The following is a 25,593-nucleotide window of genomic DNA, read 5'->3' on the forward strand; positions in this document are numbered from 1 at the left end:
AGCCCGACTGATTGGGAACATGCTGTGACAAATGAGCTCATGACCGACGAACTCCCCAGCTATCCGTTACCACGAAGCCGCTGCCCGTTCGACCCCCCGCCCGAGTACGAGGCCTGGCGTGAGGCGGAGGGGATAACCAAGGTCAAACTGTGGGACGGACGCACCTCCTGGGTCGTAACTCGCCTCGAGTACTTCCGACAGATACTCGGCGACACACGATTCTCGGTGAACTGGTCACACCCAGGCATGCCTTCCATTTCGGAGGCTACGAGCGCGCCCATTCCGACACGTCTCTCATTCCTGCGGATGGATGATCCGGAGCACGCGCGTCTGCGACGTATGGTCGCCCGCGATTTCGCCGCACCACGAATCGAAGAAATGCGTCCGCGCATCCAGGAGCACTGCGATCAACTGCTCGACGACATGGAGCGAAAGGGGCCGCCTGCCGATCTCGTCGCCGACTTCGCAATGGCCCTGCCCTCGCTCGTCGCCTGCGAGATCCTGGGCGTTCCATACGAGGACCATGACAATTTCCAGTCCAAGACCCGCACCATGCTCACGCCCAATAACAGCCGCGAGGACGTCATGCGGGCCGCTGAGGAACTGGGCGCGTATCTGTCCGAGCTCATCCACAAGAAGAAGGGGAAGCCCGGTACAGATACCTACAGCAGGCTGATCAACACCTACTTCGTCAACGGCAATATCACCGAGCAGGAGTGCGTCATCACCGCGATTCTGCTGCTCATCGGAGGTCATGAGACGACCGCCAACCAGATCGCGATGAGTACCCTGCTACTGGCCGAGCATCCAGACCAGCTCGCTGAATTCCGCGCCAATGACGACCCTGCATTCGTCGCGAACGCTGTGGAAAACCTGCTGCGATACATGTCGATCATCGAGAACAATCTCAATCGTGTCGCAACAGCGGATGTCGAGGTGGACGGGCATTTGATTCGCGCAGGTGAAGGGGTCATTCTCAACGTCCCCGCAGCCAATCGAGATCCTCGCGCCTTCCACGCGCACGCCAAGCTCGACCTCGGTTACCGCGAGCAGGAGAAACACGCGTCATTCGGCCACGGCGTGCACCAATGTCTCGGGCAAATACTGGCCCGAGCCGAATTGCAGATTTCCCTGAAGACTCTGCTGCGTCGTATGCCGAATATCGCACCCACCGTGCCGCTGGCTGAGGTCGATCTGAAGAGCAACCCGCTGATCGTCGGGCTCAACAAACTTCCGGTCACCTGGTAGGTAGCCACATATCAAATGCCGAAGCGGGGCCGGGAATGAATTCCCGGCCCCGCTTCGCTGTATGGCGGCTCAGACGGTGTGTACGGCACGTGGCCACGCATCCATCCTCTGCCACATTCAGTGGTCGGACTCTCGCCGCAGAAAGGTAGACACCAGTTCAGCGAACTCGGCCGCGCGTTCGATCTGCACCCAGTGCCCCGTATGTGGGAACACATGCAAGGTAGCGTCGTCGACAGCGCGCAGCAGCCGCAGCGATGTCTCCAACGGAACCACCTGATCATCACGCCCATGCACAAGCAATACCTGGTGCTGCAACGCCGCCAACGCATCGGCCGGCACCGTGAACTCATCGATCCACCGCTGTCGCGGCGCCGGGAACAACGATGCCCAGCGCTCCTGCGCACCTGGCTTGCTCGACGCGCGATACCGCATCTCGCCCAGATCCGCCGGAAGCAATCCGCGATCGTAAACGAAGTACCGCAGTAACTGCTCCATCGCCTCGAGGGAGGGTTCGTATCCCCACACCGCGTCGAGCCCCGCTGTCAGTTCGAACGGCGCCCCCACAGAACCCATCAGCACCAGCTGGTCGACCCGTTGCGGGTAGGTCATCGCGAACCACAAGGCAAGAGCACCGCCGAACGAGTTCCCGACAATCGACACCCGCTCCAAACCAAGCCCGTCGAGGAATGTGGCGATGTGCTCCAGCCACTGCGACTTATCCGGCGAGCCAGGTTCGGCGTGATGTGTGTAACCGAATCCGACGACATCCGGGGCGACGACCCGAAATTCCTCCGCGAGCCGCGGCATGGTCAGTCGCCAGTTCGCGTAAGCCGTGACGCCAGGACCGGAACCGTGCAACAGCAGAACCGGCGTACCGGCACCGACATCGTGATAATTGGTTGTAAACGGTCCATGGTGCAGTGTCAGACCGATTTCCGGGTCGCCTGCCTCAGGCATCAGCGGACTCTCCCGACAGGATCACCGCTTGTACCGGGCATGCGCCGGCGGATTCGCGAACACGCGCCTCCATGCCTTCGGGCACGGTTGTGTCGTCAGGAACCACGGCGTAACCGTCGTCATCAAGTTCGAAGACTTCCGGTGCGATCTGGGCACACACGCCGTAGCCTTGGCAGAGGCCGAGATCAACCTTGATATCCATTGTTGCTTCCTTCCTAGTCAGTCGGTCCGAGCACGGAAACGACCGCGTCCAACATCACGACTCCATCCGCACGCACGAGCAGCGGATTGATATCGAGCTCGGCGACCACGCCCGCGGCCGCGATCTCACCGAGGATGAGCAAGATGCGGACCACAGCCTCGACATCGAGTGCCGGCCGACCGCGCCACTCGTCCAGCAGCGGACGGATACGCAGGCCGTCCACCATCTGGCGGGCTCGTTCCTCGGTCAGGGGCAGAACCGACATCGCGGTGTCGTGGAGCACTTCGACAGCCGTACCGCCGGAGCCGACCATCACGATCGGCCCGAGCAGCGGGTCCTGCGAAATGCCCGCGAGCAGCTCGACGCCGCCCGAAACCTGCTCTGCGACAATGAATCCCGAGACGGTCAGATCGTCGAGCCGGTCGAGCATCGCAGTACGCTCCGCCACCAGCCGCTCGGCATCAGCGATGCCGACTGCAACCGCTCCCCGATCACTCTTGTGGACCAAGCCGTCCGCGACCGCCTTGAGCACCACCGGGTAACCCAACGCGTCGGCCGCTGCCACGAGGCCATCGATGTCAGTGGCGGCGACGAGCGTGTGCGGAGCAGGGGCGATACCGCGCTCAGCGAGCCACGCCAGCGAGTCGTGTTCAGCCAGCACTGTGCGCGCCGCGTCGGGCGGTACGGGCGCAGGCACCGGCGACACGTCGACAACTCCCTCCGGATTACGCCGTCTGGGGTGATTGAGCAGCGCGTTCGCCGCGCTCACCGCGTTACGCATATTCCGCACAACCGGGACACCTCCGTTGACCATGGCACGGAACACCGGGTCGTCGGTACTCGGCAAAAGTGCGAGGGTAATGACCGGCTTGTCACCGCGGGCGTGCGCATGCAATGCCATCGCTTCGATCGGCGGGCCCATGGCCGGAAGGGGCGTCGACACCGGAAGCAGCAGAATGCCTACGGCTGGATCATCGAGGACCGCGTCGACGATCTTCTCGCCCAGCCCCTTCAGCAGCGAATACCCGCCGTTGTCCACCGGGTTGCGGGTGGCCAGTGGCTCCGGCAGCAGCTCCCGCAGCCGCGCCTGTGTCTCGGCGGACAATTCCGGTACGCGCAGCCCCGCATTCGCGGCGACATCCACCAGATGCGCGTTCGTCCCACCGGATGCACTGATGATGGCCACGCCATCGGCTACCGGCAGTGCGGGGACCCTGGACAACACCGTTGTGACATCGAGCAGTTCGTCCAGGTCCTGGACACGATGTATCCCCAACTGGGTGAAGAACGCATCCAGCGCCGCATCAGCGCCGGCCAGCTTGCCCGTATGTGACATCGCTGCGGCCGCACCCTGATCGGACGACCCGACCTTCACCAGGACCCACGGGGTACCAGTTTCGACGCACGCCGTCGCCGCACGCCGCAACGCGGCTCCCGACCCGAAGCCCTCGACGTAGGAGGCCACCGCCTTGGTCTGCTCGTCCCGCGCCATGAACTCGACGAAATCGGACAGTTCCAGATCCGCCTCGTTACCGGTGGTCACCCAGTAACTGAGGCCGAAGCCGAGATCCTGTCCCGAGGCGATCGGCCGCCCCTGATGGCCGCTCTGTGTCGCGAGACCTATCAGCGGCGTATCTCGCTCCGGCAGTACCTCGAACAGGTTCGTGTTCGTGTTCGGACCGACCAACCGGGTGCCCGCCGCAGCAGCCAACTCACGCAGCCGGTCCTCGGCCGCTCGCCCCTCGGCGGTACCTCTCTCCGAGAATCCCGATGCGTGTACGACCGTGAACGCCGGCCGCTTTCGCACCACCTGCTCCATCGCACCCAGCACATCGGCGATGAGCACCACGACAACATCGAGGTCGCCAGGCACATCGTCGAGCGAGGCGTACGTACGGTGCCCGAATACCGACTCGAGGCGCGGATTGACCGGGTAGATCGTCCCGCCCTCGGCAAGTACTCGTCGCTCGATCTGCCGGAACATGAAGTCGAACGGCGCCTTGGAATCGTGGGCACCGATGACGGCCAGTCGCCGCGGCCGGAACAGACGTGTCAGGTCGACCCCTCCAGACATGTTCGCGCCTGGTTCGGGAACGATCGCGGTCATGCCGCCTCCCTGGTCAAGAACTCGATAGCGGCCCGATCGAAGCGCTCTGCCTGCTCGACCTGGGCCCAGTGACCACACCGGCCGAACACCTGAAGCTCGGCATGCGGCATGTACTGCAGCGGGAACAACGCCCCATCCACTGGGTTGAAGTGATCGTCGCGTCCCCAGATAAGCAATGTCTCCGCGTCCACCGTCGCGCACAACCGCCAGCTCTCGAAGTCCGCCGGATTGAATCGGACCACTCGATCCTTTGCGGCGAGCCACATCTCGAATATCGGCGAGCCTGCCTTCTGGTTCTCGACAAGCTCCAACAAGTCGGACAGTCGCTCGAGAACCTGAGCGTCCTCGACCGACGACTTGTCGTAGACCATTTCCTCGAGAAAGGCGCGCATAGTGGCCGGTTTCGGGTCACGCAGCAGTGTGGAGCTCACCTCCCCGAGGTGGGAATGGATACGTCCTGACGGAGACCACACCGGGTAACACACCCCAGCCGGCCCCAACAGCACGAGCCGCCCAGTGCGCTCGGGGTAGGCGGCTGCGAACCGGAACGACACCCCGCCACCGAGCGAGTTACCGATGAAATGCGCCTTGTGCACACCTATCCGGTTGAGAACCTCGGCAACGCAGCCGGCGTAGTAGGCGAATGCCGAGGGCTCGTCGGCAGGTTGATTCGCCGGCCCGGATTTCCCGTAGCCGGGAAGGTCGATGAGGACCAAACTGAAGTACTCCGCCAGTGCCGGCACATTTTCCATGAAATTCGTCCACGACGACGCACCTGGCCCACCGCCGTGCAACAGAACGACGGTTTCGGGCCGGTCACCGATACGCATTACGTGAATCCGCGTACCTCCGGCGTCGATATACTCCCGAACGCCCTCGTCGATCTCCTCGTTTTGCATAGCTCAACAGTGCCCGCCCTTGGTCCGGTCAGCCAACCCGCACAGTCCGTATCATGGAACCGAGTGCCGAAACCAGTCGCTATGCGCTCACCCGACGGCGATCAATCCGAGCTCGGCGCGGAATTCTCAGCAGTCTTGGCCAGTAGTCGCTTATAGAGCTTGCCATTGTCTTGGCGCGGAAGCGTGTCGACGAACATCCATCGGCGAGGTAGCTTGTAACGCGCAAAACGCTTCGCCAGCACGGCGAGCAATTCCTGTTGCGCTGCCTCCACATCACCTGTCGCGTCGTTGAGCACCACCACCGCCTGGGCGATTTCGCCAAGGTCATCATCGGGCACACCGATTACGGCTGCGTCCTGCACAAGCGGGTCGTCGATAAGGGCATCTTCGATCTCCTGCGGGTAGATATTCACCCCGCCGGAGACGATCATGTTCGATTCACGATCGGTGATAAAAAGATAGCCGTCCTTGTCGAGATAGCCGATGTCACCGATGCACCGCCACGTCGGGTGTACGGGGTGCCGGGTACGCCGAGATTTCTCCGGGTCCTTGTGGTATTCGAAGTCCTGCGGCACATCGAAATAGATTCGGCCAGGCATTCCGACAGGTAGTTCGGTACCGTCGACGTCGCAAACGTGTGGGACTCCCATGATCGCGCGACCGACCGTGCCACGTCGAGCAAGCCATTCCTCGGCGGTCGCCCGAGTAATTCCGTATGGTTCGGAGGCACCGTAGAGTTCGGTGACAATCGGTCCCCACCAGCGAATCGTCGCCAGCTTGACCTCGGGCGGACAGGGTGCGCCGGAAACGAACGCCAGATGATGCCGCTCGAGTTCGCGGCCAGAGCGGAGGTCGGCAGGTAGTGACAGCATCCGCTTGAGCATGGTCGGAACCCACAGACTCATGGTCGCCTGGTGACGCTCGAGCAGATCCAGTGCCACCGCGGGGTCGAAACGCTCCATGATCACCGCAGTACCACCGGCATCGAGCGCGCCGGCCGGGTACATCAGCGGCAGCGAGTGATAGCTGGGTCCCGGACAGAGTATGACCGTATCCTGCGTCATGCCATACGAGGTCTGCAGGAAACGTTCGAACGCATTTCCTTCGGCATAGCCGACGCCGGTGATGGCACGTTTGATGCCTTTGGGGCGACCCGTTGTTCCCGACGAGTAGAACATCGGTGCGCCGCGAACCACGTCGGTGTCGGCATGCGGACCGAGAGCGGAAAGTTCGGGCTCCAACCGGGTGAAGCCGGGCACATCGCCGCCGATGCTGACTTGCGTCACATCAGGGCTCAACAGATCCGTGATCGTCCCATCGCGTGCTGTCGCCGGATGAGCGAAAAGGAGCTTCACGTCGGCGTCATTGATAATATATGCCGCCTCCCCGGGGGTGAGGTTGGCATTGACCGGCACGAGGTACACACCGGTGCGCATCGCGGCGAAGTACAGTGCGTGATACCAGGTGGAGTTGCGCATCCAGACGGCGGCGGCATCGCCGGTCCGCAGGCCTGCCGCGGCGATGAACGAGGCCAAGCGCAGTGATCGATCGGCTAGTTGAGCGTAGCTGAGCGTGTCTCCTGCCGGCTCGACAATGATCGCCGGTTTGTCGGGCGTCAGCAGAGCCTGCTCCCAGATCGTCACATGTTCTCCTCACATCTGGTTGAGCCAGGCCACGCACACCGCGCACGTGGCCCGATCCAAAATCTCGTCCGAAGGCCAAGTGCCTGCCGCCGAGCATTCATCTTTCTCTGGGCTCTGGGCTCTGGGCTCTGGGCTCTGGGCCGCGGACGCGGCTGCGCTGCCCCGCCTGACATAAGCACCAGCGCCGTGTCAACCTCAGCTCTTCTTGATGAGGTCGTTGACCGATTTACCAGACTCAACAAATCGGTGGCCCCAGACATCCCCTTTTGTCATTGTCGTCGCAGCCTCGCTCTCGGCCATCTGCTTGCCCGACCAGCCGTACTCCATCTGATAGCCGCCCGGAGTCTTGCAGTAGAAACTGACCATCGAGTCGTTGGTATGCCGGCCGAGTGTGAGCGTCAACTGCACACCTTGATCGATAACACGGTCATAGGCCTTGCCGACATCGTCCAGTTCGCCGACCTCGAACATGAAGTGATGCAGACGCGGCGCCTTCTCAGGAGGAAACTGCACCATGGCCAGAGAGTGCTCGCGGCTTCCACATCGCAGGAACACGGTTCGATTGTTGTTCTGAATAGACACGTCACTGAACTGGAATCCGAATATCCGGGTGTAGAACTCCAAACTGGCATCCAGGTTTGCGACGCCGATGACGGCATGGCCCAGCCCTTGATCGCCGGTTACGAATCTCGATACACCCTGTGGTGAGGCGAACTCGTAGTCGCGCTCTTGACCCCAGAACACCTCCACCACGACATTGCTCGGATCGGTCAGCCGGACGAGTTCGGCCACCTTGCGTTCCGCATAGGCCTTGTCGCCGACGATCCGCTCATAGGCGATGCCGTGCTCATCGAGAACCGCCAGAGTCTGCAAGAGCGCCACCGGGCCTTGCACCTCGAAACCGAGGTAGGTGATGTTGCCACGCCCCTCGGTGGGGTGCACCGCGACACGGTAGGCCCGATCGTCGGTCTTGAGCAGCACAGCCCCATCCGCTCCGTCGCGCACCTCGCAGCCGATGATTTCCGTCGCGAAGGTCCGGAATTCACCGGGAGCTGGTGCACTGACGCCGACGTAGCCGAGGTTGAGAATAGGAACGGTTGACGCGGTCATGGCGCTTTCTTTCTGACTAGGTGATGTACTGTTCAACGCTGCACGCCGCGCTCGACGAGTTGCTTGGCGATCACGTTGCGCTGCATTTCATTGGTGCCTTCACCGACGAGGAACAACGGCGCCTCACGGTAGTATCGCTCGACCGGAAACTCGAGTGAGTAGCCGTAGCCGCCGTGCACACGCATGGCGTCAAGCGCCACCTGGGTGGCCATTTCGGTTGCGAACAACTTGGCCATGCCGGCTTCCATATCGCAGCGTTCGCCGCGGTCCAGCGCCTCCGCGGCATCACGGACGAGCAAGCGCGATGCCTGGAGTTTGGTCGCCATGTCCGCCAGGTAGTTGCCGATCGACTGGTGCTGCCAGATCGGTTTGCCGAAGGTCTCACGCTGCTGTGCGTAGGTGAGCGCGGCGTCGAACGCCGCACCCCCGATTCCGCACGCTCTGGCCGCGACCTGGATCCGACCAATCTCCAGACCTGCCATCATCTGCTTGAATCCCTTGCCGGGTGTCCCGCCGAGCACAGCGGAAGCCGGAACTCGATAGTCCGCGAATGACAGCTCGCAGGTTTCGATACCTTTGTAGCCGAGCTTGGGCAGATCCCGTGACACGGTGAATCCCGGCCCGGGTTCGGCGAGCACGATGCTGATCCCGCGATGTGGCGGATTTGCAGCCGGATCGGTCTTCACCAACAGCCCGATCATGCCCGCGCGACGAGCGTTGGTGATCCACATCTTGGCGCCGTTGATGACCAGCTCGTCGCCGTCGGAGCGAGCCACGGTGCGGATCGCCTGCAAGTCCGACCCGCCACCCGGCTCGGTCAAACCCATGGCCGAACGGATCTCGCCGGTCGCCATCGCCGGCAGGAACTTCTCCTTCTGCTCTTCGGTGCCGAATTGCGACACCAGATGGGCGATGACCGAGTGGCTACCCATAGCTCCAGCGAGACTGACCCACCCGCGCGCCAGCTCTTCGCTGACCTTCGCGAAGCAAGCCGTCGATACTCGGCCGGGGCTGTAGGGCTCCGGGATGGTCAGGCCGAACAGACCCAGCTCCTTCATCGTCTCGATGAGATGCTCGGGGTAGGTGTTGCTGTGCTCGAGTTCGCTGACCACCGGCCGGACGTCGCGCTCGACAAAGTCTCGGACGGCTTTGACCAGCGCCTGCTCCTCGGGAATGAGGCCATTCACGGTACTTCTCCTTGTCGGGGTGTCTCCAGGGATGCTTCATCGAAGTCATCGATCTCGCCGCTCGCCTGCAGCTCGGCCAGTCGCCGCTCTTTGAATGCCGGGGCGAGCAGCTCGTCGAGTTGATCATGACGACACCAAGCAAGCGCCTGGAGTTCGAGCGGGTCGAGTCCGATGCTCTGGCCGGTTGCCGGATCGGTGATTCGCAGCACCGGACCGTTCGCAGCGTTGTCGACGCGAACCAGCACCGATGCGAACTCGTTCATGACACGCAGCCATTCGCCCCCTCCACCGCTTTCGGTCAGACGAGGAATGTCATCGGCGGCAGATCCCCGTCTCGCTGGAGCAGAATCAGCTCCCGGCGGCAGATGAGCCATCGGTCGGACTCCTTTCGAAGGCCATATTCGCAACGCATGGGGATTACGTTGAGCGGTTGCTGGAAACGTTGCCCACCAGGACGCCATTCGTACAGCACCGTGACAAATCGCGCGGTTGTGACATCGATGTCCGTTTCGACCTCGATGTTGCTCACCGCGCGCACCGTACGCGAGGGCGGGTCCTGGGTATGGTTGAGACCTGTCTGTTCGACCCGCCACACCCGAGCTTCAACTCGGAAGCGGTCCTCACAGATGATGGCCAGCTCGTCGGCTCGGGCGGATGTGAGCGGGATCGAATATGTGACATCGTCTGTGAGCAGAGCCAACCATTCCCCATATTGGCATTCGTCGAGCAATCGCGCTTCCCTGAGCAGCAGCGCCTCGATCTCGTCCTTGACGGCCATGGCGATCACGCTTCCTTCATATACCGCAGCCAGCCGCGGTATACCGCACGCTGGGTGATCTCGCTGCTCGAATCCGCGGCCAGCGCACCATTCGGAAGCTTCTCCTCCGCGCCCGACTGACGTGTGAAAAGCACCCAGGGGTCCAGTGTGGCTGCCGATGCCGACCGGAATCCTTCCTGCATACGAGCAAACATCTCGGCGTCGTCCGGTCCGCCATAGCCTGCGGGCCCGTAGAAGCCTTGTTCCTGCTCACGGCGATGCGCGCGCACTTCCTCGGGGGCCGTCGGCAGGTCGACAAATGATTGTCGCACGTAGGTCGAATCGGGTGCCAAGGGCTGTACGACCCGAATATTCGACCCGCCGATACCGAGATTGGGAAAGATCGTAAGTCGCCATGGCGGCCCGAGCAGCCTGCCCACTCGGTCTTCCCCGTACGTTTCGGTCAGCTCCTTCACGAAAGGCTTCGGGTACCGACGTTCCGCGAGCATGCTTACCTGGGGTGTCTCGACGAGGTTGTGCCCGCCTCCCAGGTCGATGCCCCGGCCCTCCATGGCCGCGATGCGTTTGGTGCGCGGCTTCGGTGCCTCCCCGCGTGCCGCTCGAGCCCGCGCACTATTGTGCAGTTGCACCCGCACTGCGGCCTCATGCAAGAAATCTGGGTGGTAACCCTCGGTATTGTTCTCCATCTGGAGCTTCCAATTACCTGGGTAGGTCAGCTGATAATTACCGCCCTGGACACTGACGACTCCATCGGGGGCCTGAGCCGCCCAGTCATCGAGGTATTCCTTCGCCAGGCCGAGAAAATCGCGGAGGTCCTCCACATCGGGATTGAGCGAGGCGAAGATAAGGCCCTGGTAGGAATCGACCCGAGGTAGCCGTTGCAGACCGATGCGTTCGGCCTCGCCCAGCTCACCTTCTCCGTACCCGCGCCGCAGACTGACGCCGGTCAGTTTGCCCGTGTTGTTGTAGACCCAACCGTGGTACTCGCATTTGAAATAGTTCGCGGTGCCGCGCTCGCGTTGGCAAACCGTTGTCCCACGGTGGGCACAACGGTTGACGAGCACATTGATCGCATTGTCCTCGTCACGAGCCACGATAACCGGCACTTGGCCGATGTAGGTGGTCAGATAGTCACCCGGTGCGGCGACCTCGCTGACGTGTCCCACATAGATCCAGGTCTGGTAGAAGATCCGGCGCATTTCGAGGTGGAATATCTCCGGATCAGTATAGACGGCCATATGAACTCGGCCATCCGGCTCCACGAGGACATCGGGATCAATCATTTGTCAGCTGCCTTCCTCCCATGGTTGTTGTCATGCACCGGAGACCGATCGGTCTGATATTGCCACATCGGAATTCCGGTAAAGTTCACCACCGCGCACGGCGCTATCGGATTCAGCCAACAACGAATGAATGTGTCGAACAAGCCGGTCTCCGCCCTGCTCCCGGACCAAGTGCCCACAGTCTCCGAAGATCCGGAGCTGCGCGTCTTTGAGCCGGCGATTCAGGTAGAACGCCGAATCGAGCCCGCTGACCCGGTCCAGCCGGCCCCAGATCAGATCGACGGGCACGCGAATGGTTCGCAATCCGTCGCCAACAGCGGACGGCGGCGCATCGAACGCTCCCCTTTCGAGCCAGTCCGAGAGCCGCAACACTGCGCCTTTCACATCGACGTTCACTGTGCTGGCACGATATGCCGCGCCCGCGTCGGGTACAGCGAGTCCGGACCCACCGCACAGCGTGGTGAATGCGGCATCGCTCGTGTACGGATCTCCCAGGTACAGCTGGCGCACCAATTGTGCGAGGTCCCCGGACGTGGTCCATGCGCCACTCAACGGCTGAGCGTATCCGACCGGGGCGATCAGAATGAGTCGGCCGACCCGGTCCGGGTATCGGCTCGCAAAGCGGAGCGCAACAGTTGCCGATACGCCCTCCGCAAGCACGTCGACCGTGCCCCAGCGTGCTTCGTCGACTAGTTCGGACAATTCTTCGGCCAGGCCGTCCGCGCCGACTCGATCGGTGCGGTCCGCCCGGACGAGGAGGTCGAGAAGATCGACGCCGTGATGGCGATCGTTAGCGGTGGACATCTTCCGCAGGACCTCGACCAGGCGATCTGCCGACAGCCCGGGGGTCAGCCCGGGTAGGACCAGCAGCGTCTTCGCGGACATCGGACTCCTTCGAGGGCCGGTTGGTCACGACGTGCCAACATGGTGATATCGCATGTGGTGCGCTCGTCGCACCCCGATTTCAATTGCGTACGCGCCAAGTCCACCTCACCCGGGCCGCAGCCGACAATACGACCGTCCCACCCACCGAAACAGCTGAACCGGTGTCATGCGCCACAACCGATCCGGTGGTTGGACGAGCTTGCGATCCGATCGTCGCGATGCCCTCTCGGGATCGGCCTGCGTACCGGGACTGCCGGCTATCAAGTGAACGCCGGCATGCGATATCCCGGCGGAGGTGGACGACCACCGCGAAAGCCGCCGTCTGGGCGACAACGCAATTCACAATCATGTCCCGTAGCGTGGGACCGATTGCTCCCGCTGTGAACCCACCGCAATGCACTATTGCGAGCCTCCGGCCTCCTCTTCGGGAAGTCGGCGAGAAAGGGAGCGATTAATGACGGCGCTACGCAAAGTCGTGGTTGTCGGAGCTGGGCTGGGCGCGCACAACGTTGTCACGCATCTGCGTCAAAAAGGCTTCGACGGAGAAATAGAAGTGATCGGGGATGAACGGCTCGAACCGTACGACCGCCCACCGCTCTCCAAAGACCAGTTGTGGAGCCAAGATCCGCCCAGCCCGCGCCTGCTCGCCAGCGACGGGACCTACGATCGGGAGCGGATCGCTGTCCGGACCGGTACGGCGGCGACCGGACTCGATCCCGCACGGCGGGTAGTCACGCTCGCCGACGGCAACGAAGTGAACTACGACGCTCTGGTGATCGCCACGGGTGCGCGGGCGCGCACATTGTCAGGCCCCGGTCCAGACTGCGGCGTGCTGACTCTGCGCTCGTTCGACGACTGTCTCGAACTGCGGACGGCCCTGCTGAGCCGCCCACGTGTTGTCGTGGTCGGCGCCGGGCTGATCGGGTGCGAGGTCGCTGGACACGCAGCGTCCATCGGAATGGACATCACTGTGATCGACCCGCAGCCGACACCGCTCGGCGCCGCTGTCGGTCCGGTCGTTGGGGCTCGCCTCGGTACGATGCAGCGCGATGCCGGGTCGCGGATGTTGCACGGGGTCGGCGTCGAGGGTGTGATCGGCGATGACCGAGTCGAGGCCGTGCGCCTCAGCGATGGATCCACAGTGCCCGCCGAACTGGTCCTCGTAGCGTTCGGTGCCACACCCAACGTCGACTGGCTGCGGGATTCGGGACTGAAACTCGCGCGCGGCATCATTTGTGACGAATTGTGTCGAACCAATGTGCCGGACGTGTACGCGATCGGCGATGTCGCCGAAACGCTCCAGGTGCGAACGAACACCCATCGTGTCGTCGAACACTGGAACAATGCACGCGAACAAGGTGCGGCCGTGGCGGACACGATCCTGGGTAACACTCCCCCGCCCGCCGCACTACCGTACTTCTGGACCGATCAGGTCGGGTCGAAGATCCAGGCACTCGGCTGGCCGGAGGCAAACGCAGAGGTTCGGACCATCGAATGGGACGCGCCGAAACCGGGGGCGATGTATCTTTTTGGTTCTCCCGAAAAGACAACGGGTGCCGTGAGTTTCAATGCTTCCGGTCGCCTGATGAAGTTGCGCGCGATCATAGAGTCAGGTGCGCCGTGGACCGACGCAGAGAGTTTGGTTCGTAAATGAGTCGCTGGCCGATCCCGGGTGTGCATCCGGGATCGGCCAGGCACATTCAACTGGCGGCAAGCTCCAGCCGAAGGCTGCGGGAGACCCGGTCCGCCGTGATCCGCAACCGGTTCCGCACAGCAGGCGTGTCCAGTCGGCGGGGTTCCCCCGCGACCGACACCGCAGCGACGACTTCACCCGTCGAACCAGTGACCGGCGCTGCTAAGCAACCGACACCCAAACATGTTTCTTCCTGCTCCCACGCCAAACCCTCCAGTCGGTAGCGCTCCAGTTGCTGCAAGAGCATGCCCGGCGAGACGATCGTGCATCGAGTGATCCGGGCCAGACCGGCCTTCAGAACCCGATGGACGGTATCCGGGCCACTGTGGGCGAGAAGCATCTTGCCCATGGCAGTCCCGTACGCCGCATGATGGGAACCGACCGTCGTGGGGATCAGAACCTGAGATCGCCCATGGACCTTCTCGAGCACCACGACCTGGTCTTCGGCAAGGATGCCCAGGTGAACGGTTTGGCCTGTCTCGCCCTGGAGCTGGTTCAAGTACGGCTGTGCCAACTGGCGCAACCGTCGGTACTTCGGGACCGCGAATCCGAGTTCGAACAGTCGCCCGCCGAGCGAATAGCCGCTGCGGCCACGCTCGATCACACCCGCCTCGAGCAGATCACACAGCAGCCGGTACAACGTTGCTTTAGGGATACCGGTCCGCTGGGTGAGCTGCGCGAGGCTGACCGCATCCCCGCCCTCCTGCGCGATGCAGTCCAGCGCGGTGAAGAGTTTTCCGACCACTGCGGTCATGACAGGTTCCTCTCATCGGAAGAGCTGATTGGTGAGGGCCGCCGAGCGGGCAGAGGTGCGGCGCCGGATACGACACCGTTGCTCGGGTAGCTGAGAATGCGACGTGCTCGATTGATGAGGGGAGCATCGACCATGGCACCGTCAACGACGAAGGCTCCGCGGCCGGCACCGAGCGCTTCGGTCTCGGCGGCAACCACGGCAGTCGCCCACTGGCGGTCCGCGTCGTCCGGCGAATACGCACGAAGCAGAATCTCGACCTGGCGAGGATGAATGCAGTAGCTGCCCCGGAAGCCCATCGACCACGCCTGTGCGGCGTTCGCCGCGAACGAATCGAGGTCGTCGAGCTCGGCGATAGATCCGGGAATACCCAGCGGCACAACGTCGTTGGCGACCGCAGCGACAACGACCTCGGCGAGCGCTGCCAGCACGGTGGCTGAAGTACCACCCGGATACGGCGCCCGCAGCTCGAGTTCCGCCCGCAGATCCTCGACACCGAGCGCAACGGAGCAAACCCCGGGCCGGGCGAGAATCTCATCGATCCGGCGAAGTCCACGCGCACTTTCCACGAGCACCGAAATATCCGGGTCGTAGTCGAGCACCTGGCAGACCCGATCGAGTTCCACTAGGTCCTCAACCGAATCCACTTTGGGCAGTAGCACTTCCGCGATACCCGCGGTTCGGCATGCCTGGAGGTCGGCCGCCAGCGCCGACCGGTTGACGCGGGCGAGGATCCTCGGCAGCCTACCCAACGCAACGACTGCAGGTCCGAGTGCCGCACGAGCCGTTTCCTTTTCGGATTCCGGGACACTGTCCTCGAGATCCAGGACCACCCCGTCGGCATCCGACGCCGCGGCGCTACGCACATATCGGTCGTGGTGCGCGGGGACGAACAGCATCGCGCGGCGTGGTGCATCCAATCGACAGGAGCCGTCCATCAGACCCGGCATCACTCGGCCTCGTTCGCTCCACCGACCACGCTCGGCGGCGCGGGCCACCCGGCCCGCGGGCCGTGGCCATGGCGGTAGATCATGATCGAGCGCACGAATCGCATCACCGGCTCACCGCTGCCTTTGTAACCGAGGGTGCGGACCCGCACGATGCCCGCTTCTGCTCGACTCTTGGACGCGCGGCAGGACAGCACCTCGGTCGAGGCGTAGAGGGTATCGCCGGCGAACACAGGGTTCAGGATCTCGATCTCGCCCCAGCCGAGGTTCGCGACAGCGTTCTCACTGAGGTCGCGGACCGTGAGACCGGTGACCATGGCCAAAGTGAAAGTGCTGTTCATCAGGGGCTTACCGAACTCGGTCCGCGCCGCGACCTCGTTGTTCGTGTGCGTCATATTCGTGTTGTAGGTCAGCAGCGTGAACACGTGATTGTCCGCTTCGGTCACCGTGCGGGCGACACCATGGTCAATCCGCTCCCCCTCGGTGAAGTCCTCGAAGTATCGGCCGACCCAGCCACCCATAATCAACTCCTTTGTCTTGGCTACCGAAGGGACCCAAGCCAAGTCATGTAACTCAGATCACAACAAACTGGATGCAGATTATCCGATCTGCATCCAGCATGCAAGACTGGATACACTTGTGCGAAAATAGGCTGTTCTGGAAACAGCGGGCCAGTCGTACGCAACCCCAGAGAGGGCAGAGGATGACAGAGACAACTCCGACGACAACTTCAGAGCTCGACCAGATGCCCGGCGCGATCGTGGAACGGCTCTACCAGGATCTGCGTCGTGCGATTCTGGGCTGCGAGCTCGCACCCGACAGCATCATCTCCCAGGTGCAGCTCGCCAAGCGGTTCGGCGTCAGCCGGACACCGTTACGTGAGGTACTGCGGCTGCTCGAACGTGATGGTCTCGTCGAGTCACGCCACAACAAGCGAGTGCGAATCAGCGGATTCTCATTGCATGATCTGGAGCAGGTCGCGGCAAGTCGTGTCCTGCTCGAAGCAGCCGCGGCGCGGGCAGCTCTACGATCCACGACGCCAGCGACCATCGAACAGATGGAGAATAATCTCATCGCCATGCACGAAGCCGCACGCCACGGGGACCTTCAGAGCTGGCGCAAGGCCCATCATGACTTCCATAGCGCCATAACCGAACCCGCCGGACACAGGCTGGAACAATCGATCAACGAACTCCGCGATATTGCAGATCGCTACCGCGCGATCTATGCCGCTCATGCTCGCCTGGCGTGGAAGCGCGGCCTGAAGCACCATACCGCGATTCTCGATTCGGTACGCACCTACGACACCCAGGCTGTCGGCGAAACGGTCGGCAATCATATCGCGCTCGCGGCGCAAGCCTTGATCGCGGCAGTCGATCCGGACTACAACCCGGTGCTCATCAAAGAATCGGTTCGCATGATCAGCGGATCCCCGGCGGGCACGCCCCAGCCGATCCGGAGCGTGCCTTCCAGGCAGTCAGATCTCCTTGGCGATGGCCACTAACTGCTGCTCATCGGCACCGGCGTAGATGCGGTGCATCCGGTTCGCGGTGTACAGCCGCGAAACCGGCATTTCGTCCATATAGCCAGAGCCACCGAACAATTGCACCGCCATGTCGACAACGCGGCTCGTCATCTGCGGAATCCACAGCTTCACCATGGCCGCCTCGTCGAAGCGAAACGTTCCACCGCGGTACTTACGGATAGCGTCGTAGAGGAACGAACGACCGACCTCGATCTCGGTACGCATGTGGGCAAGTACGAACTTGGTGTTCTGAAAATCAAAGATCTTCTGCCCGAAAGCATCCCTGTTCTTCACCTGCTCTACGGTCAGGGCATATGCAAGTTCGGCCTCACCGAGCGCACGAGCAGCGACCTGGAGCCGATCGAGTGCGAACGTGCTCATCAGGACCGACATCGCCTTGCCCTCGCCAAGCATGATGTTGTCTGCCGGCACGCGAACATTGTCGAAGTGGAGCTCGGCGATGTCGTAGGCCGGACAGCCCATGAGGCTCAGCCGGCGCCGAGTCAGGCCTTCGGGATTGCCCTCCACCGCCAGCATGCTCATGCCCGCACCCCGCCTGGTGGGGTCGGTCTTAGCGACAACGTAAATGAGATCAGCCTTGACGGCGTTGGAGATGAAAGTCTTCGTCCCGTTGAGGACATAGTAGTCACCGTCGCGAATTGCGGTGGTACGCATCGCCGTAACATCACTGCCCGCGTCGGGCTCGGTGATACCGACCGCCTGCGTCACCTCGCCCGCCATGATCTGGTCGGCGTACTTGCGTCGAAGCTGCTCCGATCCCGCCGACATCAGGACGTGAGTGGCGAGGTCGGCGCCGATCGAGCTACCGACGGTCGCGCCGCCGATCGAACGACCGAGTTCATGGGAGATGATCACGGAGACGAGTTCACTCAAGCCGGGACCACCGAGGTGTTCGGGAATCGCCGAGCCGAGAATTCCGGCTTCGCCCGCCTTCCGCCAGAACTTCCGGTCGTACTCGATGTCGCCGACGAACCGCTCGTAGTCGGGCTCGAGCTCCCGATCGAGGAAGGCACGCACGCTGCGGCGTGCGTCCTTCTCCTCCTCGGCGAACGGACTCACCGGTCCGTCGTCGAACTTCCGCATATCGTCTCCTTCCGGGGGCGGAAAATACCGCGCTGAAGAGGCACACCTCGAGGATGAAACAGCTATCGCCGCAGTGTGCCGTAGGTTCACCTTCCAGCATCGCCGTCTCCGACCGTTCAGCACTACGAGACAATTTCACGCACCGAGACCGGTGAACCCGGGCGCCGGTTCCAACTGGTGACACCATGTCGTCCTCATGCCGTGGGAGTGCTGTCAGGCTCATCGAAGTAGATACGAGAAAATTAAGGAGCAGTGATGCACTGGAACATCTCCCTGCCCCCGCGAAGTGCCGCAGACGACACCCGAACTATCGAATATCTGCTGGTTGCGTACTGTCGCGCCGTCGATCGGATGGACCTCGACCTACTGCGCTCATGCTTCTGGCCGGACGCCGAGGTGGACTTCGGCGACATGGTACGCGGCGGGGTCGACGAGTTCGTCGAGTGGATCGGCGCGAACCTCACGGCCTATGACTTCACCGTGCACACCCTGTCGAACATCTTCGTTCGACTCAATGGGAACCGAGCCGCCAGTGAAAGCTATGTCGACGCCCTGCACAGTGCGCGTAACTCCCCGCCTGCGCGTGGCGCCTTCCGAGCAGGCGGCCGCTACCTGGACAGTTTCGATCGCCGGGGCGGCGAGTGGCGTATCGCACACCGCACCGCTGTGTTCGTCTGGAGCGATCGGACCGAATCAATCACCGGATCTGCGGCCGGCAAGTCGGGCGTCCCGGGCTCGCGGCGTGATGAGTCGGACCCCTCGTACGCACTGTTCACCGAACTCGACTCCGTTGGCTGACGCCGTCGCCTCGAGGACGACTCCATACCGAGAAACGAGGACAAGATGGGCCTGCTGGGCGGCCAAGTTTCCATCATCACCGGTGCTGCCACCGGATTGGGCGCCGCGATTGCGCGAGACCGCGCCCGACAGAATGCGCCAACTCCTCGCGGAGATTCCGATGAGGCGGGCTGCTGATCCGGTTGAGGATGAGGCGGGCTGCTGATCCGGTTGAGGTAGCCAACGCCGCGGTCTTCTTCGCGTCGCCGCTGGCGAGTTTCTGCACAGGTTCCCAGTTGGTCGTCGACGGCGGATACCTCGCGTAGACGGCTTGCGCCGAGGAGGCGGCGATCCGCAGTGCTTGTGCACCGCCGCCTCTTCGAGCAATCGAGTATCACCCCGCCTGGTCGGCGAACTGGTGGTTCGGGGACAGGACCGCGAGCAGTGCCCGAAGCAAAGCCACGGTGGCGATCGGCTCTTCGAGCGGCACATTGTGACCCACCTCGGGCACGACGATATCGAGAGTGCCCGGTCCGAGTGCGGCTACCGCAGCATATTGATCCTCCGGCGAGACCGGTCCGTGCGCGGCACGAATCAGAGCGATCCGAGATCGGGCGGGAGCCAGCTCATCCAGGCGCTGTCGCCGGAATGCGAACACCGCGGGGTCGAACTTCCATGTCCAGCCGCCCGGCACCGCACGAAGCGATTCGCGCGCCACATGGCGGACAATGAAGTCGGGTATCGTGCCGCTGTCGGCTGCCAGTGGCCTCCACCGTTGCACAGCCTCCTGCAGGGTCGGATACACCCGCAATGGTCTCGCAGACTGCTTGACCCGGCCGTTTTCCGGCCCTCGCACCAGTGAATCGATTATCACTACAGCCAACGGCAGTTCGGTGGTCTGTTCAACGTGTAGGCACACCAACCCTCCGAGGCTGTGACCGATCAGGACCGGCTGGTGCAGGCCGGTGTCCCGCACCACCGCCTGCACATCGCGCGACCAGCAGTCGAGGTCGTACTCGCGCCGCCACCCGCTGTCACCGTGCCCGGACAGGTCGAGCGCGATCACCCTACGGTCAGTCGCAAGAAATGGAGCGATGTGATCCCACCACTGCGTATTCGCAGCGCCGCCGTGCACCAGCACGACGCCGTGCGTGGTCGGCGGGCCCCAACTCCGGTACACGATCCGGATACCGTCACAGTGCACCTCATGGTCTGTGGCAGTAGTGGCCAACGCTGCAGTGAACCATTTCGGTGTGACCCGATCGTGGAGTTTGGACATTGCACTCCTAGTAGCAAAATCGACTGGTTTCCCCGACATACGGCTTTCAACCGGGATTGGTGCCGAACAGGTAGCGCGACAGCAAGATTCGCTCGATGTTGGCAGGCCCCTCACCAAGTTCCGCCACTACGCGGTCGTCGTGGCCAAAGTGCGGCACACGGCACTCAACGCCCCGTCTGAATCGCCGGAGCCTGAAGGGCTCCCGCGTCGACAGCCAGCTCCGCGCCGGTTATGTAGCGTGCCTCGTCAGAGGCAAAGAACAGCACCGCGTTCGACACCTCGCGCGGGTCGATCAACGGGATCGGAAGAAGGTTCGGCCCGGTGTACTCATCGGGCTCTGCCGTGCCGACATCGGCGGTGACACCCGCAGCCGTGGCACGGACAGCACGTTGTTCATGCAATAGCGGCGTGTCGATCACTCCGGGCAACACTGCGTTGACCCGGATCCAATTACGGCCGAGTTCGACTGCGAGACTACGGGACAGGTCGGACGCCAACCCGCCGGAGCCGACACCAAAAATCGCTCTGCTCTCGGTGAGATAGTCGAGGAAGCTCATCCGCTGCGCCACCATGAACGGGTGGTGATAAAGAATAGATACGACACCGGTCCCGAGCCGAATCCGCCTGGTCTGCGCCGCGGCCGAAGCGATCATCAGCTCTGGAGACGGGATAATTTCCCAGCCACTGGAGTGGTGTTCACCGAACCACGCCTCGCCGTACCGCAGTCCTCCAGCAACTGGACCGTGCGAATGTCGTTCTTCAGAGCAAGTGTCGGATTGATACCCAGCGGATGGTAGGGCGGCGTGAAAGTGCCGAACCGGAGGAAATTGTCGCTCATGCCCTTGGGCCTTTCGGTCTGGGATCGCGATCCCACAGGGTTCAGATCACCCCAAGTTCACGTAGCTCGGCAACGGCATCCTTGGTGAGGCCGAGTGCCTCGCCGTAAACCTCTTCGTTGTGCTCACCGACCTGCGGAGCCGGTCGTTGGGTCCTTGGTCGAGTCGATCCGATCTGCGGCACCGGGGCAGGCATCATGAACTCCAGCCCCTCCGGGCTGCGGTGTGTCTCGTAGGCACCCACTGCCGCCAGATGTTCGTCCTCCACGAGCATCGGCGGAGTCATGCAGATCGCGGCTGGTACGCCATGGCTGGACAACGTAGCAACGACATCCTGCGCGGACCGCGCCGCGACCCACTCACCAATCTTGGTATCGACTAGTTCCTTGTCCTCGTACTGAAGTTCGCCACGTGCACGCCCAGCGCTGTCACGTGCCCAGTCCGCATCAGTCGCCTCGACGAGACGCGCCCACATCTCGGAATACGGAACCACACAGATGGTCACCCACGTTCCGTCCTGCGCGCGGAAGGGCCCCCATGGCGCAGGCACGGTCCCGAGTTCAGGAACCTGTTCTCCCCGCGCAGCGGCCAATGTAGAATTGATCACTTCCGATCCGGTGATCCGCAGCAACATGTCGTACATCGCGACATCGACGACCTCGCCTTTGCCGTCCGGATGCGCATCGCGACGACGCAGCGCTTCGGCCGTACCGAATGCTCCGAGCAGTGCGGCGAGATAGTCGACGAAGAATAGATTGCCAGTGAGCTGGGGGACTCCGTCACGGCTGCGCAGCAGGTGACTCACGCCACCAAATGCGAGTCCGACCGGATCCATCGCCCGCCGGTCCCGGTACGGGCCAACCTGGCCGTATCCGGTGACCCGCACGTACACCAGCCGCGGATTGATCGCGTGGAGCTTGTCCGGGCCCAAGCCGAGCTGGTCCAGTGTTCCTACGGTGAAGTTCTCCACGAGCACATCCGCGCTCGCCGCCAGTTTTCGAAGCAGCTCCTGCCCCTCGGGGCGACGCAGGTTCAATGTGACCGAGCGTTTTCCGCGCCCCTCCATCGGCCATGAGAAAGGGAAATGCCGCAACGAATCACCCTGCGGCGGCTCCACCTTGATTACGTCCGCACCCATATCCGCCAGGAACGTTGCGACCACTGGACCGGCATACATGGAGCCGACGTCAAGAACCCGGATGCCCTTCATTATTCAACGCCTTCCGGCCGCATCGGGATCAATTACTCACCAACCGCTTCGGTCTGTGAGGCCTGCGTGCCCCGATGTTCATACGTCTCGCCGCGTCCCCGGTTGTGCGACTCTAGCTGGTCCTTGGAGGACGCCGACCCGAAGATTTTCTGGTACAGAGGGACCAGGTCATCGGACGCGAATTCGACGTACTGGTGATTCTCAACCCAAATACCCTGGAACTTGAACGGTCCGTCGTGGAAGCGGGTGTGCCAGCCATGCCGCTCCGCAATCTCCCTGACGCGGTCAATCGACACGGCAGAACGGATCAATGCGTGATTATAGGTGTAGCGGCGCGGTTCTTCCTCCGAGAGCGTCTCGACCGCCGAAGCGACCTCGTCCGGTACCCAGACCGCCCGACGTGGAGCGACCTCGATCATCGAGCCGAACTCATCGAACGTGCATATCCACTTCGCGCCGGGGCTGTACGGAGGAATCGGCGGCTCGACAACCTCACCGCCGACGATCTCGGCAAGAGCGTTTGCAACGGTCTCCGGATCATCGACAGCGAATGACCAATGCAGGATCATCTTTCTCAGCTCCTCATAAAAGACTACGTGGCAAGAAATCTTTGCCACGACAGTGAACGCCGATAGCGAAAATGACGGTATCCTCGCGTCGCCGCGTCACTGAAGTGACGCGTCTCACGTCCTGGAACACGGGATAACAATTCCAGCGGATCCGGCCGAACAGTCACTGGACATAGGCGGACCGCCGCACATAGCTTCCGACAAGGGCACAACGGCTCGGCCCTCAGTCGCCCCCCAGCAGCGAGTGACCGATTATCAGCCGCGCGGACCAAATACCTCACTCGGGTACAGCCGGGCCGGTCTCAGCCAGGTTTGGGACCACACTCCGGTGCACCCCACCCTGCGATGCCAAAGGATCGCTCAGCGCATTCTCGAGCCGCGTCAGTGGATACTCGTCTCCTGCGAGCGGCGCGAAGTGCTCCGATTCAGCTTCAAGCAAACGCGCCGCATCATCGATCGAGCCAAGCGAATGTCCTGGCGCCCCTTTGAGCGTGATGTTGCGGAACACCAGCGCGTCACCTTTGAACCGCTGTTCGGATTTCCAGCCGTTCGTGCCCGCCAGCACGATCGTTCCGCCCATTCGCACGCACCGGGTGGCCACCGACAGCACATCGTCGGCTCCGCTCGTGGTGATGACAACGGCATCCGCACCCAGACCGGATGTCACTTCGGTCACCACTTCGACGACGTCCTCGTTCTCGGTATCGACAGTCCGGACGCTACCGAGCTGGGCGGCGAGTTCGAGCCGATGGGTGTCGGAGTGCCTGCCCGCCACGATCATGCGCAAGCCCGCAGCCGCGACACCAACAGCGGTCACCGCCAAGCCCTGCGGACCGGGTCCGATCACGAGTACGGATGCTCGAGGACGGAGCCCGGCGAGATCGAACAGCCAGTGCACACCGTTGGCAATCGGCATGAACATCGCCGCGACCGCGGTCGGAACGTGATCGGCAATCCGGCACAGCCGAGTATTGCGGTGCAACTGCATGTGGGTGCCGAATCCGCCCCAAGCTCCGGGTGGTGTCGTGATGGGGATGAAACCGTAACGGGAGCCCTGCGTACCGAAGAAGCCGTTGCACATCTCGCCATGCCCGGACGCGCACAGGCGGCAGTTTCCACACGAGATGACCTCGTTCACCACCACTCTGTCACCCACCGCGACACCCCAGCGGGCTGCGGCGCGGTCGCCGATCGCAAGAATCCGGCCGACCACTTCGTGACCGAGCGCGACCGGATCGAAGTGCGCGGGACCGTGTCCGTTGAAGATTTCGACGTCCGCGCCACAGACCCCGCACACCTCTACCTGGAGCACACCACTGTCCGGTTCCGGATGAGGAATAGTGAAGTCCTGCAACATGATCTGACCAGGAGCGGTCAGCACGCACGAACGGGCGGTAATCGGGAATTCCTGGTCCTCGATCTGTTTGTCAACAGCGAGTCTCACATTCACTCCTACCGGTCCTGTTGTCCGACGGCCACCAGCCGCGTACCGCGCAACTCACCGCGCTGCAGCCGACCAATCTGCTCGCCGATCTCATCGAAGCCGATGGCTTCGGTCGCCAATCGGAGCCGGTTGCCTGCCAGCAGGTCGATCACGTCCGCCAGATCCTGCGGCGTCCCCCCTAACGAACCGACGAGCGAGAGCTGCTTGAGCACTAGGGTGTAAGTCGAGATATTCGCTGTAGGCCGACCCAACCCGACCTGAACCACTCGTCCACCCGCTCGCGCCGCCTCTACTGCGGCAGCGGTCGTCGTGCCGAAACCGGCGTAGTCGATCACGGCGTCGAGGTCCAGTCCCGCCAGTTCATCGGCAGACGCGAAAACATGCTCCAGACCGGCCTCGCGCGCGGCATCGTGGATCGAGGTGTTCGTCTCGGCCGCGAATACCTCCGCCCCGAGCACCTGCGCGATTCGTGCGCCCGTGAAGCCGAGGCCACCTAGCCCGATGATGCCCACCCGCTGTCCGGCGCCCGCGCCGGCGACGCGGACCGAGTGGTACGACGTCATCCCCGCATCTGTCGCGCAAGCCGCCTGGTCCATAGGTAGACCATCGGGCACCTTGATCAACTCGTAGTCCCAAGCCGTAGTCAGCTCGGCGAAGCCGCCGTCTCGCCCTTGACCGATTCCATCCCGTCGTGGACCCTGTTCGTACCCGGGCGGGGCGAGCAGGTGGCCCTGGCCGTACACCGCCACCCGGTCGCCCACCTCGAATGACTGCACACCCGCACCGACGCGGACAATCGTTCCAGAAACCTCATGTCCTAGTACGATCGGCCGATACGGCAGTCGCTTCAGCAGAGCTCCGCCCTCGATCATGTCGACATCCGAGTGACAGAGACCTGCCGCCTCGACGGCGATGACCACCTCACCGTTCTCAGGCTCCGGGTCGGGCAGATCTACGAGCACCAACGGCTCGCCTGGCTCATGGAATTGCCAAGCTCTCATTCTGCCCACCTACGAATCAGCAACAGTCGACCAGCACACATGTGTCGCCTTTCCAGATAATGAAGTCTCCTGCGCCGACCCTGCCAGCCCCCTGCGTCGGCCGTAAGTCCACAGTCTCATGCCATGAGATTCTGCCGCCGTACAGAACGCCGTCCGGA

Annotated in this window: 26 protein-coding genes and 1 pseudogene; 5 read left to right on the forward strand and 22 right to left on the reverse strand. The window is 62.7% G+C overall.

Features of this window, described 5'->3' with window-relative positions; translation table 11 throughout:
- Positions 1–39 precede the first annotated feature (39 nt).
- On the forward strand, positions 40–1,248 hold the full coding sequence (locus tag ACWEO2_RS36185; protein WP_452409476.1) for a cytochrome P450: 1,209 nt from the start codon (positions 40–42) through the stop codon (positions 1,246–1,248).
- A gap of 117 nt (positions 1,249–1,365) precedes the next feature.
- On the opposite strand, the gene ACWEO2_RS36190 is transcribed toward ACWEO2_RS36185, so the two are convergent.
- The 11 genes from ACWEO2_RS36190 to ACWEO2_RS36240 all read right to left on the reverse strand — a co-directional run bounded on the left by ACWEO2_RS36190 (position 1,366) and on the right by ACWEO2_RS36240 (position 12,299).
- Entirely contained in the window at positions 1,366–2,205 is an 840-nt protein-coding gene (locus tag ACWEO2_RS36190; RefSeq protein WP_452409477.1) for an alpha/beta fold hydrolase, read from the reverse strand.
- Positions 2,198–2,407, reverse strand: coding sequence for a ferredoxin (locus ACWEO2_RS36195; protein WP_452409478.1), 210 nt, complete (start codon positions 2,405–2,407; stop codon positions 2,198–2,200). Before ACWEO2_RS36195 ends, ACWEO2_RS36190 begins: the two co-directional genes overlap by 8 nt.
- Positions 2,408–2,420: 13 nt before the next feature.
- Entirely contained in the window at positions 2,421–4,514 is a 2,094-nt protein-coding gene (locus ACWEO2_RS36200) for an acetate--CoA ligase family protein (RefSeq protein ID WP_452409479.1), read from the reverse strand.
- Positions 4,511–5,413 (reverse strand): alpha/beta fold hydrolase, encoded by a 903-nt coding sequence (locus tag ACWEO2_RS36205; RefSeq protein ID WP_452409480.1) that lies wholly within the window; start codon positions 5,411–5,413, stop codon positions 4,511–4,513. Before ACWEO2_RS36205 ends, ACWEO2_RS36200 begins: the two co-directional genes overlap by 4 nt.
- A 101-nt stretch (positions 5,414–5,514) precedes the next feature.
- On the reverse strand, positions 5,515–7,056 hold the full coding sequence (locus ACWEO2_RS36210) for an AMP-binding protein (protein WP_452409481.1): 1,542 nt from the start codon (positions 7,054–7,056) through the stop codon (positions 5,515–5,517).
- Between the two features lie 195 nt (positions 7,057–7,251).
- Positions 7,252–8,166, reverse strand: coding sequence for a VOC family protein (locus ACWEO2_RS36215; RefSeq protein WP_452409482.1), 915 nt, complete (start codon positions 8,164–8,166; stop codon positions 7,252–7,254).
- 32 nt (positions 8,167–8,198) lie between these two features.
- Positions 8,199–9,353 carry an acyl-CoA dehydrogenase family protein gene (locus tag ACWEO2_RS36220; protein WP_452409483.1) on the reverse strand — a complete coding sequence of 385 codons (1,155 nt, stop codon included), beginning with the start codon at positions 9,351–9,353 and terminating at the stop codon, positions 8,199–8,201.
- Entirely contained in the window at positions 9,350–9,727 is a 378-nt protein-coding gene (locus ACWEO2_RS36225) for a hypothetical protein (protein WP_452409510.1), read from the reverse strand. The genes ACWEO2_RS36220 and ACWEO2_RS36225 overlap by 4 nt, the downstream gene beginning before the upstream one ends.
- Positions 9,652–10,131 (reverse strand): aromatic-ring-hydroxylating dioxygenase subunit beta, encoded by a 480-nt coding sequence (locus ACWEO2_RS36230; protein WP_452409507.1) that lies wholly within the window; start codon positions 10,129–10,131, stop codon positions 9,652–9,654. The genes ACWEO2_RS36225 and ACWEO2_RS36230 overlap by 76 nt, the downstream gene beginning before the upstream one ends.
- 5 nt (positions 10,132–10,136) lie before the next feature.
- A complete protein-coding gene (locus tag ACWEO2_RS36235; RefSeq protein WP_452409484.1) occupies positions 10,137–11,414 on the reverse strand; it encodes an aromatic ring-hydroxylating oxygenase subunit alpha in 1,278 nt (425 codons plus the stop codon).
- Between the two features lie 30 nt (positions 11,415–11,444).
- A complete protein-coding gene (locus tag ACWEO2_RS36240; RefSeq protein ID WP_452409485.1) occupies positions 11,445–12,299 on the reverse strand; it encodes an alpha/beta fold hydrolase in 855 nt (284 codons plus the stop codon).
- A gap of 454 nt (positions 12,300–12,753) precedes the next feature.
- On the opposite strand from ACWEO2_RS36240, the gene ACWEO2_RS36245 reads away from it, so the two are divergent.
- The gene (locus ACWEO2_RS36245; RefSeq protein WP_452409486.1) at positions 12,754–13,953 is read left to right on the forward strand and encodes an NAD(P)/FAD-dependent oxidoreductase; all 1,200 of its coding nucleotides are present in this window, start codon (positions 12,754–12,756) and stop codon (positions 13,951–13,953) included.
- Between the two features lie 46 nt (positions 13,954–13,999).
- On the opposite strand, the gene ACWEO2_RS36250 is transcribed toward ACWEO2_RS36245, so the two are convergent.
- Genes ACWEO2_RS36250 through ACWEO2_RS36260 form a run of 3 tightly spaced genes read right to left on the reverse strand, consistent with a single transcriptional unit; the run spans position 14,000 to position 16,211 of the window.
- The gene (locus ACWEO2_RS36250; RefSeq protein ID WP_452409487.1) at positions 14,000–14,746 is read right to left on the reverse strand and encodes an IclR family transcriptional regulator; all 747 of its coding nucleotides are present in this window, start codon (positions 14,744–14,746) and stop codon (positions 14,000–14,002) included.
- Positions 14,743–15,693, reverse strand: coding sequence for an HpcH/HpaI aldolase/citrate lyase family protein (locus ACWEO2_RS36255; protein WP_452409488.1), 951 nt, complete (start codon positions 15,691–15,693; stop codon positions 14,743–14,745). Before ACWEO2_RS36255 ends, ACWEO2_RS36250 begins: the two co-directional genes overlap by 4 nt.
- Positions 15,693–16,211, reverse strand: coding sequence for a MaoC family dehydratase (locus tag ACWEO2_RS36260; RefSeq protein ID WP_452409489.1), 519 nt, complete (start codon positions 16,209–16,211; stop codon positions 15,693–15,695). Before ACWEO2_RS36260 ends, ACWEO2_RS36255 begins: the two co-directional genes overlap by 1 nt.
- A 224-nt stretch (positions 16,212–16,435) precedes the next feature.
- Here ACWEO2_RS36260 and ACWEO2_RS36265 point away from each other — a divergent pair, with 224 nt between their 5' ends.
- Entirely contained in the window at positions 16,436–17,194 is a 759-nt protein-coding gene (locus ACWEO2_RS36265; protein WP_452409490.1) for a GntR family transcriptional regulator, read from the forward strand.
- On the opposite strand, the gene ACWEO2_RS36270 is transcribed toward ACWEO2_RS36265, so the two are convergent.
- Entirely contained in the window at positions 17,168–18,295 is a 1,128-nt protein-coding gene (locus ACWEO2_RS36270; protein ID WP_452409491.1) for an acyl-CoA dehydrogenase family protein, read from the reverse strand. The two genes, ACWEO2_RS36265 and ACWEO2_RS36270, sit on opposite strands and share 27 nt — an antisense overlap.
- A gap of 279 nt (positions 18,296–18,574) precedes the next feature.
- Here ACWEO2_RS36270 and ACWEO2_RS36275 point away from each other — a divergent pair, with 279 nt between their 5' ends.
- Positions 18,575–19,117 (forward strand): nuclear transport factor 2 family protein, encoded by a 543-nt coding sequence (locus ACWEO2_RS36275; protein WP_452409492.1) that lies wholly within the window; start codon positions 18,575–18,577, stop codon positions 19,115–19,117.
- A gap of 194 nt (positions 19,118–19,311) precedes the next feature.
- Positions 19,312–19,422: pseudogene (locus ACWEO2_RS36280) on the forward strand (SDR family oxidoreductase); the annotation flags it as partial.
- Positions 19,423–19,490: 68 nt separating this feature from the next.
- Here ACWEO2_RS36280 and ACWEO2_RS36285 read toward each other — a convergent pair.
- From ACWEO2_RS36285 to ACWEO2_RS36315, 7 genes are all read right to left on the reverse strand, one after another.
- Positions 19,491–20,375, reverse strand: coding sequence for an alpha/beta fold hydrolase (locus ACWEO2_RS36285; protein ID WP_452409493.1), 885 nt, complete (start codon positions 20,373–20,375; stop codon positions 19,491–19,493).
- Positions 20,376–20,539: 164 nt separating this feature from the next.
- Complete coding sequence (locus tag ACWEO2_RS36290; RefSeq protein ID WP_452409508.1) at positions 20,540–21,100, reverse strand: LLM class flavin-dependent oxidoreductase; 561 nt, start codon at positions 21,098–21,100, stop codon at positions 20,540–20,542.
- Entirely contained in the window at positions 21,028–21,213 is a 186-nt protein-coding gene (locus tag ACWEO2_RS36295; protein WP_452409494.1) for an LLM class flavin-dependent oxidoreductase, read from the reverse strand. The genes ACWEO2_RS36290 and ACWEO2_RS36295 overlap by 73 nt, the downstream gene beginning before the upstream one ends.
- Before the next feature lie 41 nt (positions 21,214–21,254).
- Complete coding sequence (locus tag ACWEO2_RS36300; protein ID WP_452409495.1) at positions 21,255–22,421, reverse strand: CaiB/BaiF CoA transferase family protein; 1,167 nt, start codon at positions 22,419–22,421, stop codon at positions 21,255–21,257.
- A 32-nt stretch (positions 22,422–22,453) separates the two neighbouring features.
- Complete coding sequence (locus tag ACWEO2_RS36305; RefSeq protein WP_452409496.1) at positions 22,454–22,990, reverse strand: hypothetical protein; 537 nt, start codon at positions 22,988–22,990, stop codon at positions 22,454–22,456.
- A 277-nt stretch (positions 22,991–23,267) separates the two neighbouring features.
- Complete coding sequence (locus tag ACWEO2_RS36310) at positions 23,268–24,434, reverse strand: zinc-dependent alcohol dehydrogenase (protein WP_452409497.1); 1,167 nt, start codon at positions 24,432–24,434, stop codon at positions 23,268–23,270.
- Between the two features lie 8 nt (positions 24,435–24,442).
- Positions 24,443–25,435, reverse strand: coding sequence for an alcohol dehydrogenase catalytic domain-containing protein (locus ACWEO2_RS36315; RefSeq protein ID WP_452409498.1), 993 nt, complete (start codon positions 25,433–25,435; stop codon positions 24,443–24,445).
- Between the last annotated feature and the right edge of the window lie 158 nt (positions 25,436–25,593).

It is taken from the genome of Nocardia sp. NPDC004278 (genome assembly GCF_053602975.1).

Coding starts and splice junctions, on each gene's coding strand:
- ACWEO2_RS36275 (WP_452409492.1), top strand. CDS start 18,575: ATGCACTGGAACATCTCCCTGCCCCCGCGAAGTGCCGCAGACGACACC.
- ACWEO2_RS36235 (WP_452409484.1), bottom strand. CDS start 11,414: ATGATTGATCCCGATGTCCTCGTGGAGCCGGATGGCCGAGTTCATATG.
- ACWEO2_RS36315 (WP_452409498.1), bottom strand. CDS start 25,435: ATGAGAGCTTGGCAATTCCATGAGCCAGGCGAGCCGTTGGTGCTCGTA.
- ACWEO2_RS36255 (WP_452409488.1), bottom strand. CDS start 15,693: ATGCCGGGTCTGATGGACGGCTCCTGTCGATTGGATGCACCACGCCGC.
- ACWEO2_RS36305 (WP_452409496.1), bottom strand. CDS start 22,990: ATGATCCTGCATTGGTCATTCGCTGTCGATGATCCGGAGACCGTTGCA.
- ACWEO2_RS36215 (WP_452409482.1), bottom strand. CDS start 8,166: ATGACCGCGTCAACCGTTCCTATTCTCAACCTCGGCTACGTCGGCGTC.
- ACWEO2_RS36300 (WP_452409495.1), bottom strand. CDS start 22,421: ATGAAGGGCATCCGGGTTCTTGACGTCGGCTCCATGTATGCCGGTCCA.
- ACWEO2_RS36230 (WP_452409507.1), bottom strand. CDS start 10,131: ATGGCCGTCAAGGACGAGATCGAGGCGCTGCTGCTCAGGGAAGCGCGA.
- ACWEO2_RS36185 (WP_452409476.1), top strand. CDS start 40: ATGACCGACGAACTCCCCAGCTATCCGTTACCACGAAGCCGCTGCCCG.
- ACWEO2_RS36250 (WP_452409487.1), bottom strand. CDS start 14,746: ATGACCGCAGTGGTCGGAAAACTCTTCACCGCGCTGGACTGCATCGCG.
- ACWEO2_RS36195 (WP_452409478.1), bottom strand. CDS start 2,407: ATGGATATCAAGGTTGATCTCGGCCTCTGCCAAGGCTACGGCGTGTGT.
- ACWEO2_RS36225 (WP_452409510.1), bottom strand. CDS start 9,727: ATGGCTCATCTGCCGCCGGGAGCTGATTCTGCTCCAGCGAGACGGGGA.
- ACWEO2_RS36205 (WP_452409480.1), bottom strand. CDS start 5,413: ATGCAAAACGAGGAGATCGACGAGGGCGTTCGGGAGTATATCGACGCC.
- ACWEO2_RS36295 (WP_452409494.1), bottom strand. CDS start 21,213: ATGAGCGACAATTTCCTCCGGTTCGGCACTTTCACGCCGCCCTACCAT.
- ACWEO2_RS36260 (WP_452409489.1), bottom strand. CDS start 16,211: ATGGGTGGCTGGGTCGGCCGATACTTCGAGGACTTCACCGAGGGGGAG.
- ACWEO2_RS36200 (WP_452409479.1), bottom strand. CDS start 4,514: ATGACCGCGATCGTTCCCGAACCAGGCGCGAACATGTCTGGAGGGGTC.
- ACWEO2_RS36190 (WP_452409477.1), bottom strand. CDS start 2,205: ATGCCTGAGGCAGGCGACCCGGAAATCGGTCTGACACTGCACCATGGA.
- ACWEO2_RS36265 (WP_452409490.1), top strand. CDS start 16,436: ATGCCCGGCGCGATCGTGGAACGGCTCTACCAGGATCTGCGTCGTGCG.
- ACWEO2_RS36285 (WP_452409493.1), bottom strand. CDS start 20,375: ATGTCCAAACTCCACGATCGGGTCACACCGAAATGGTTCACTGCAGCG.
- ACWEO2_RS36240 (WP_452409485.1), bottom strand. CDS start 12,299: ATGTCCGCGAAGACGCTGCTGGTCCTACCCGGGCTGACCCCCGGGCTG.
- ACWEO2_RS36245 (WP_452409486.1), top strand. CDS start 12,754: ATGACGGCGCTACGCAAAGTCGTGGTTGTCGGAGCTGGGCTGGGCGCG.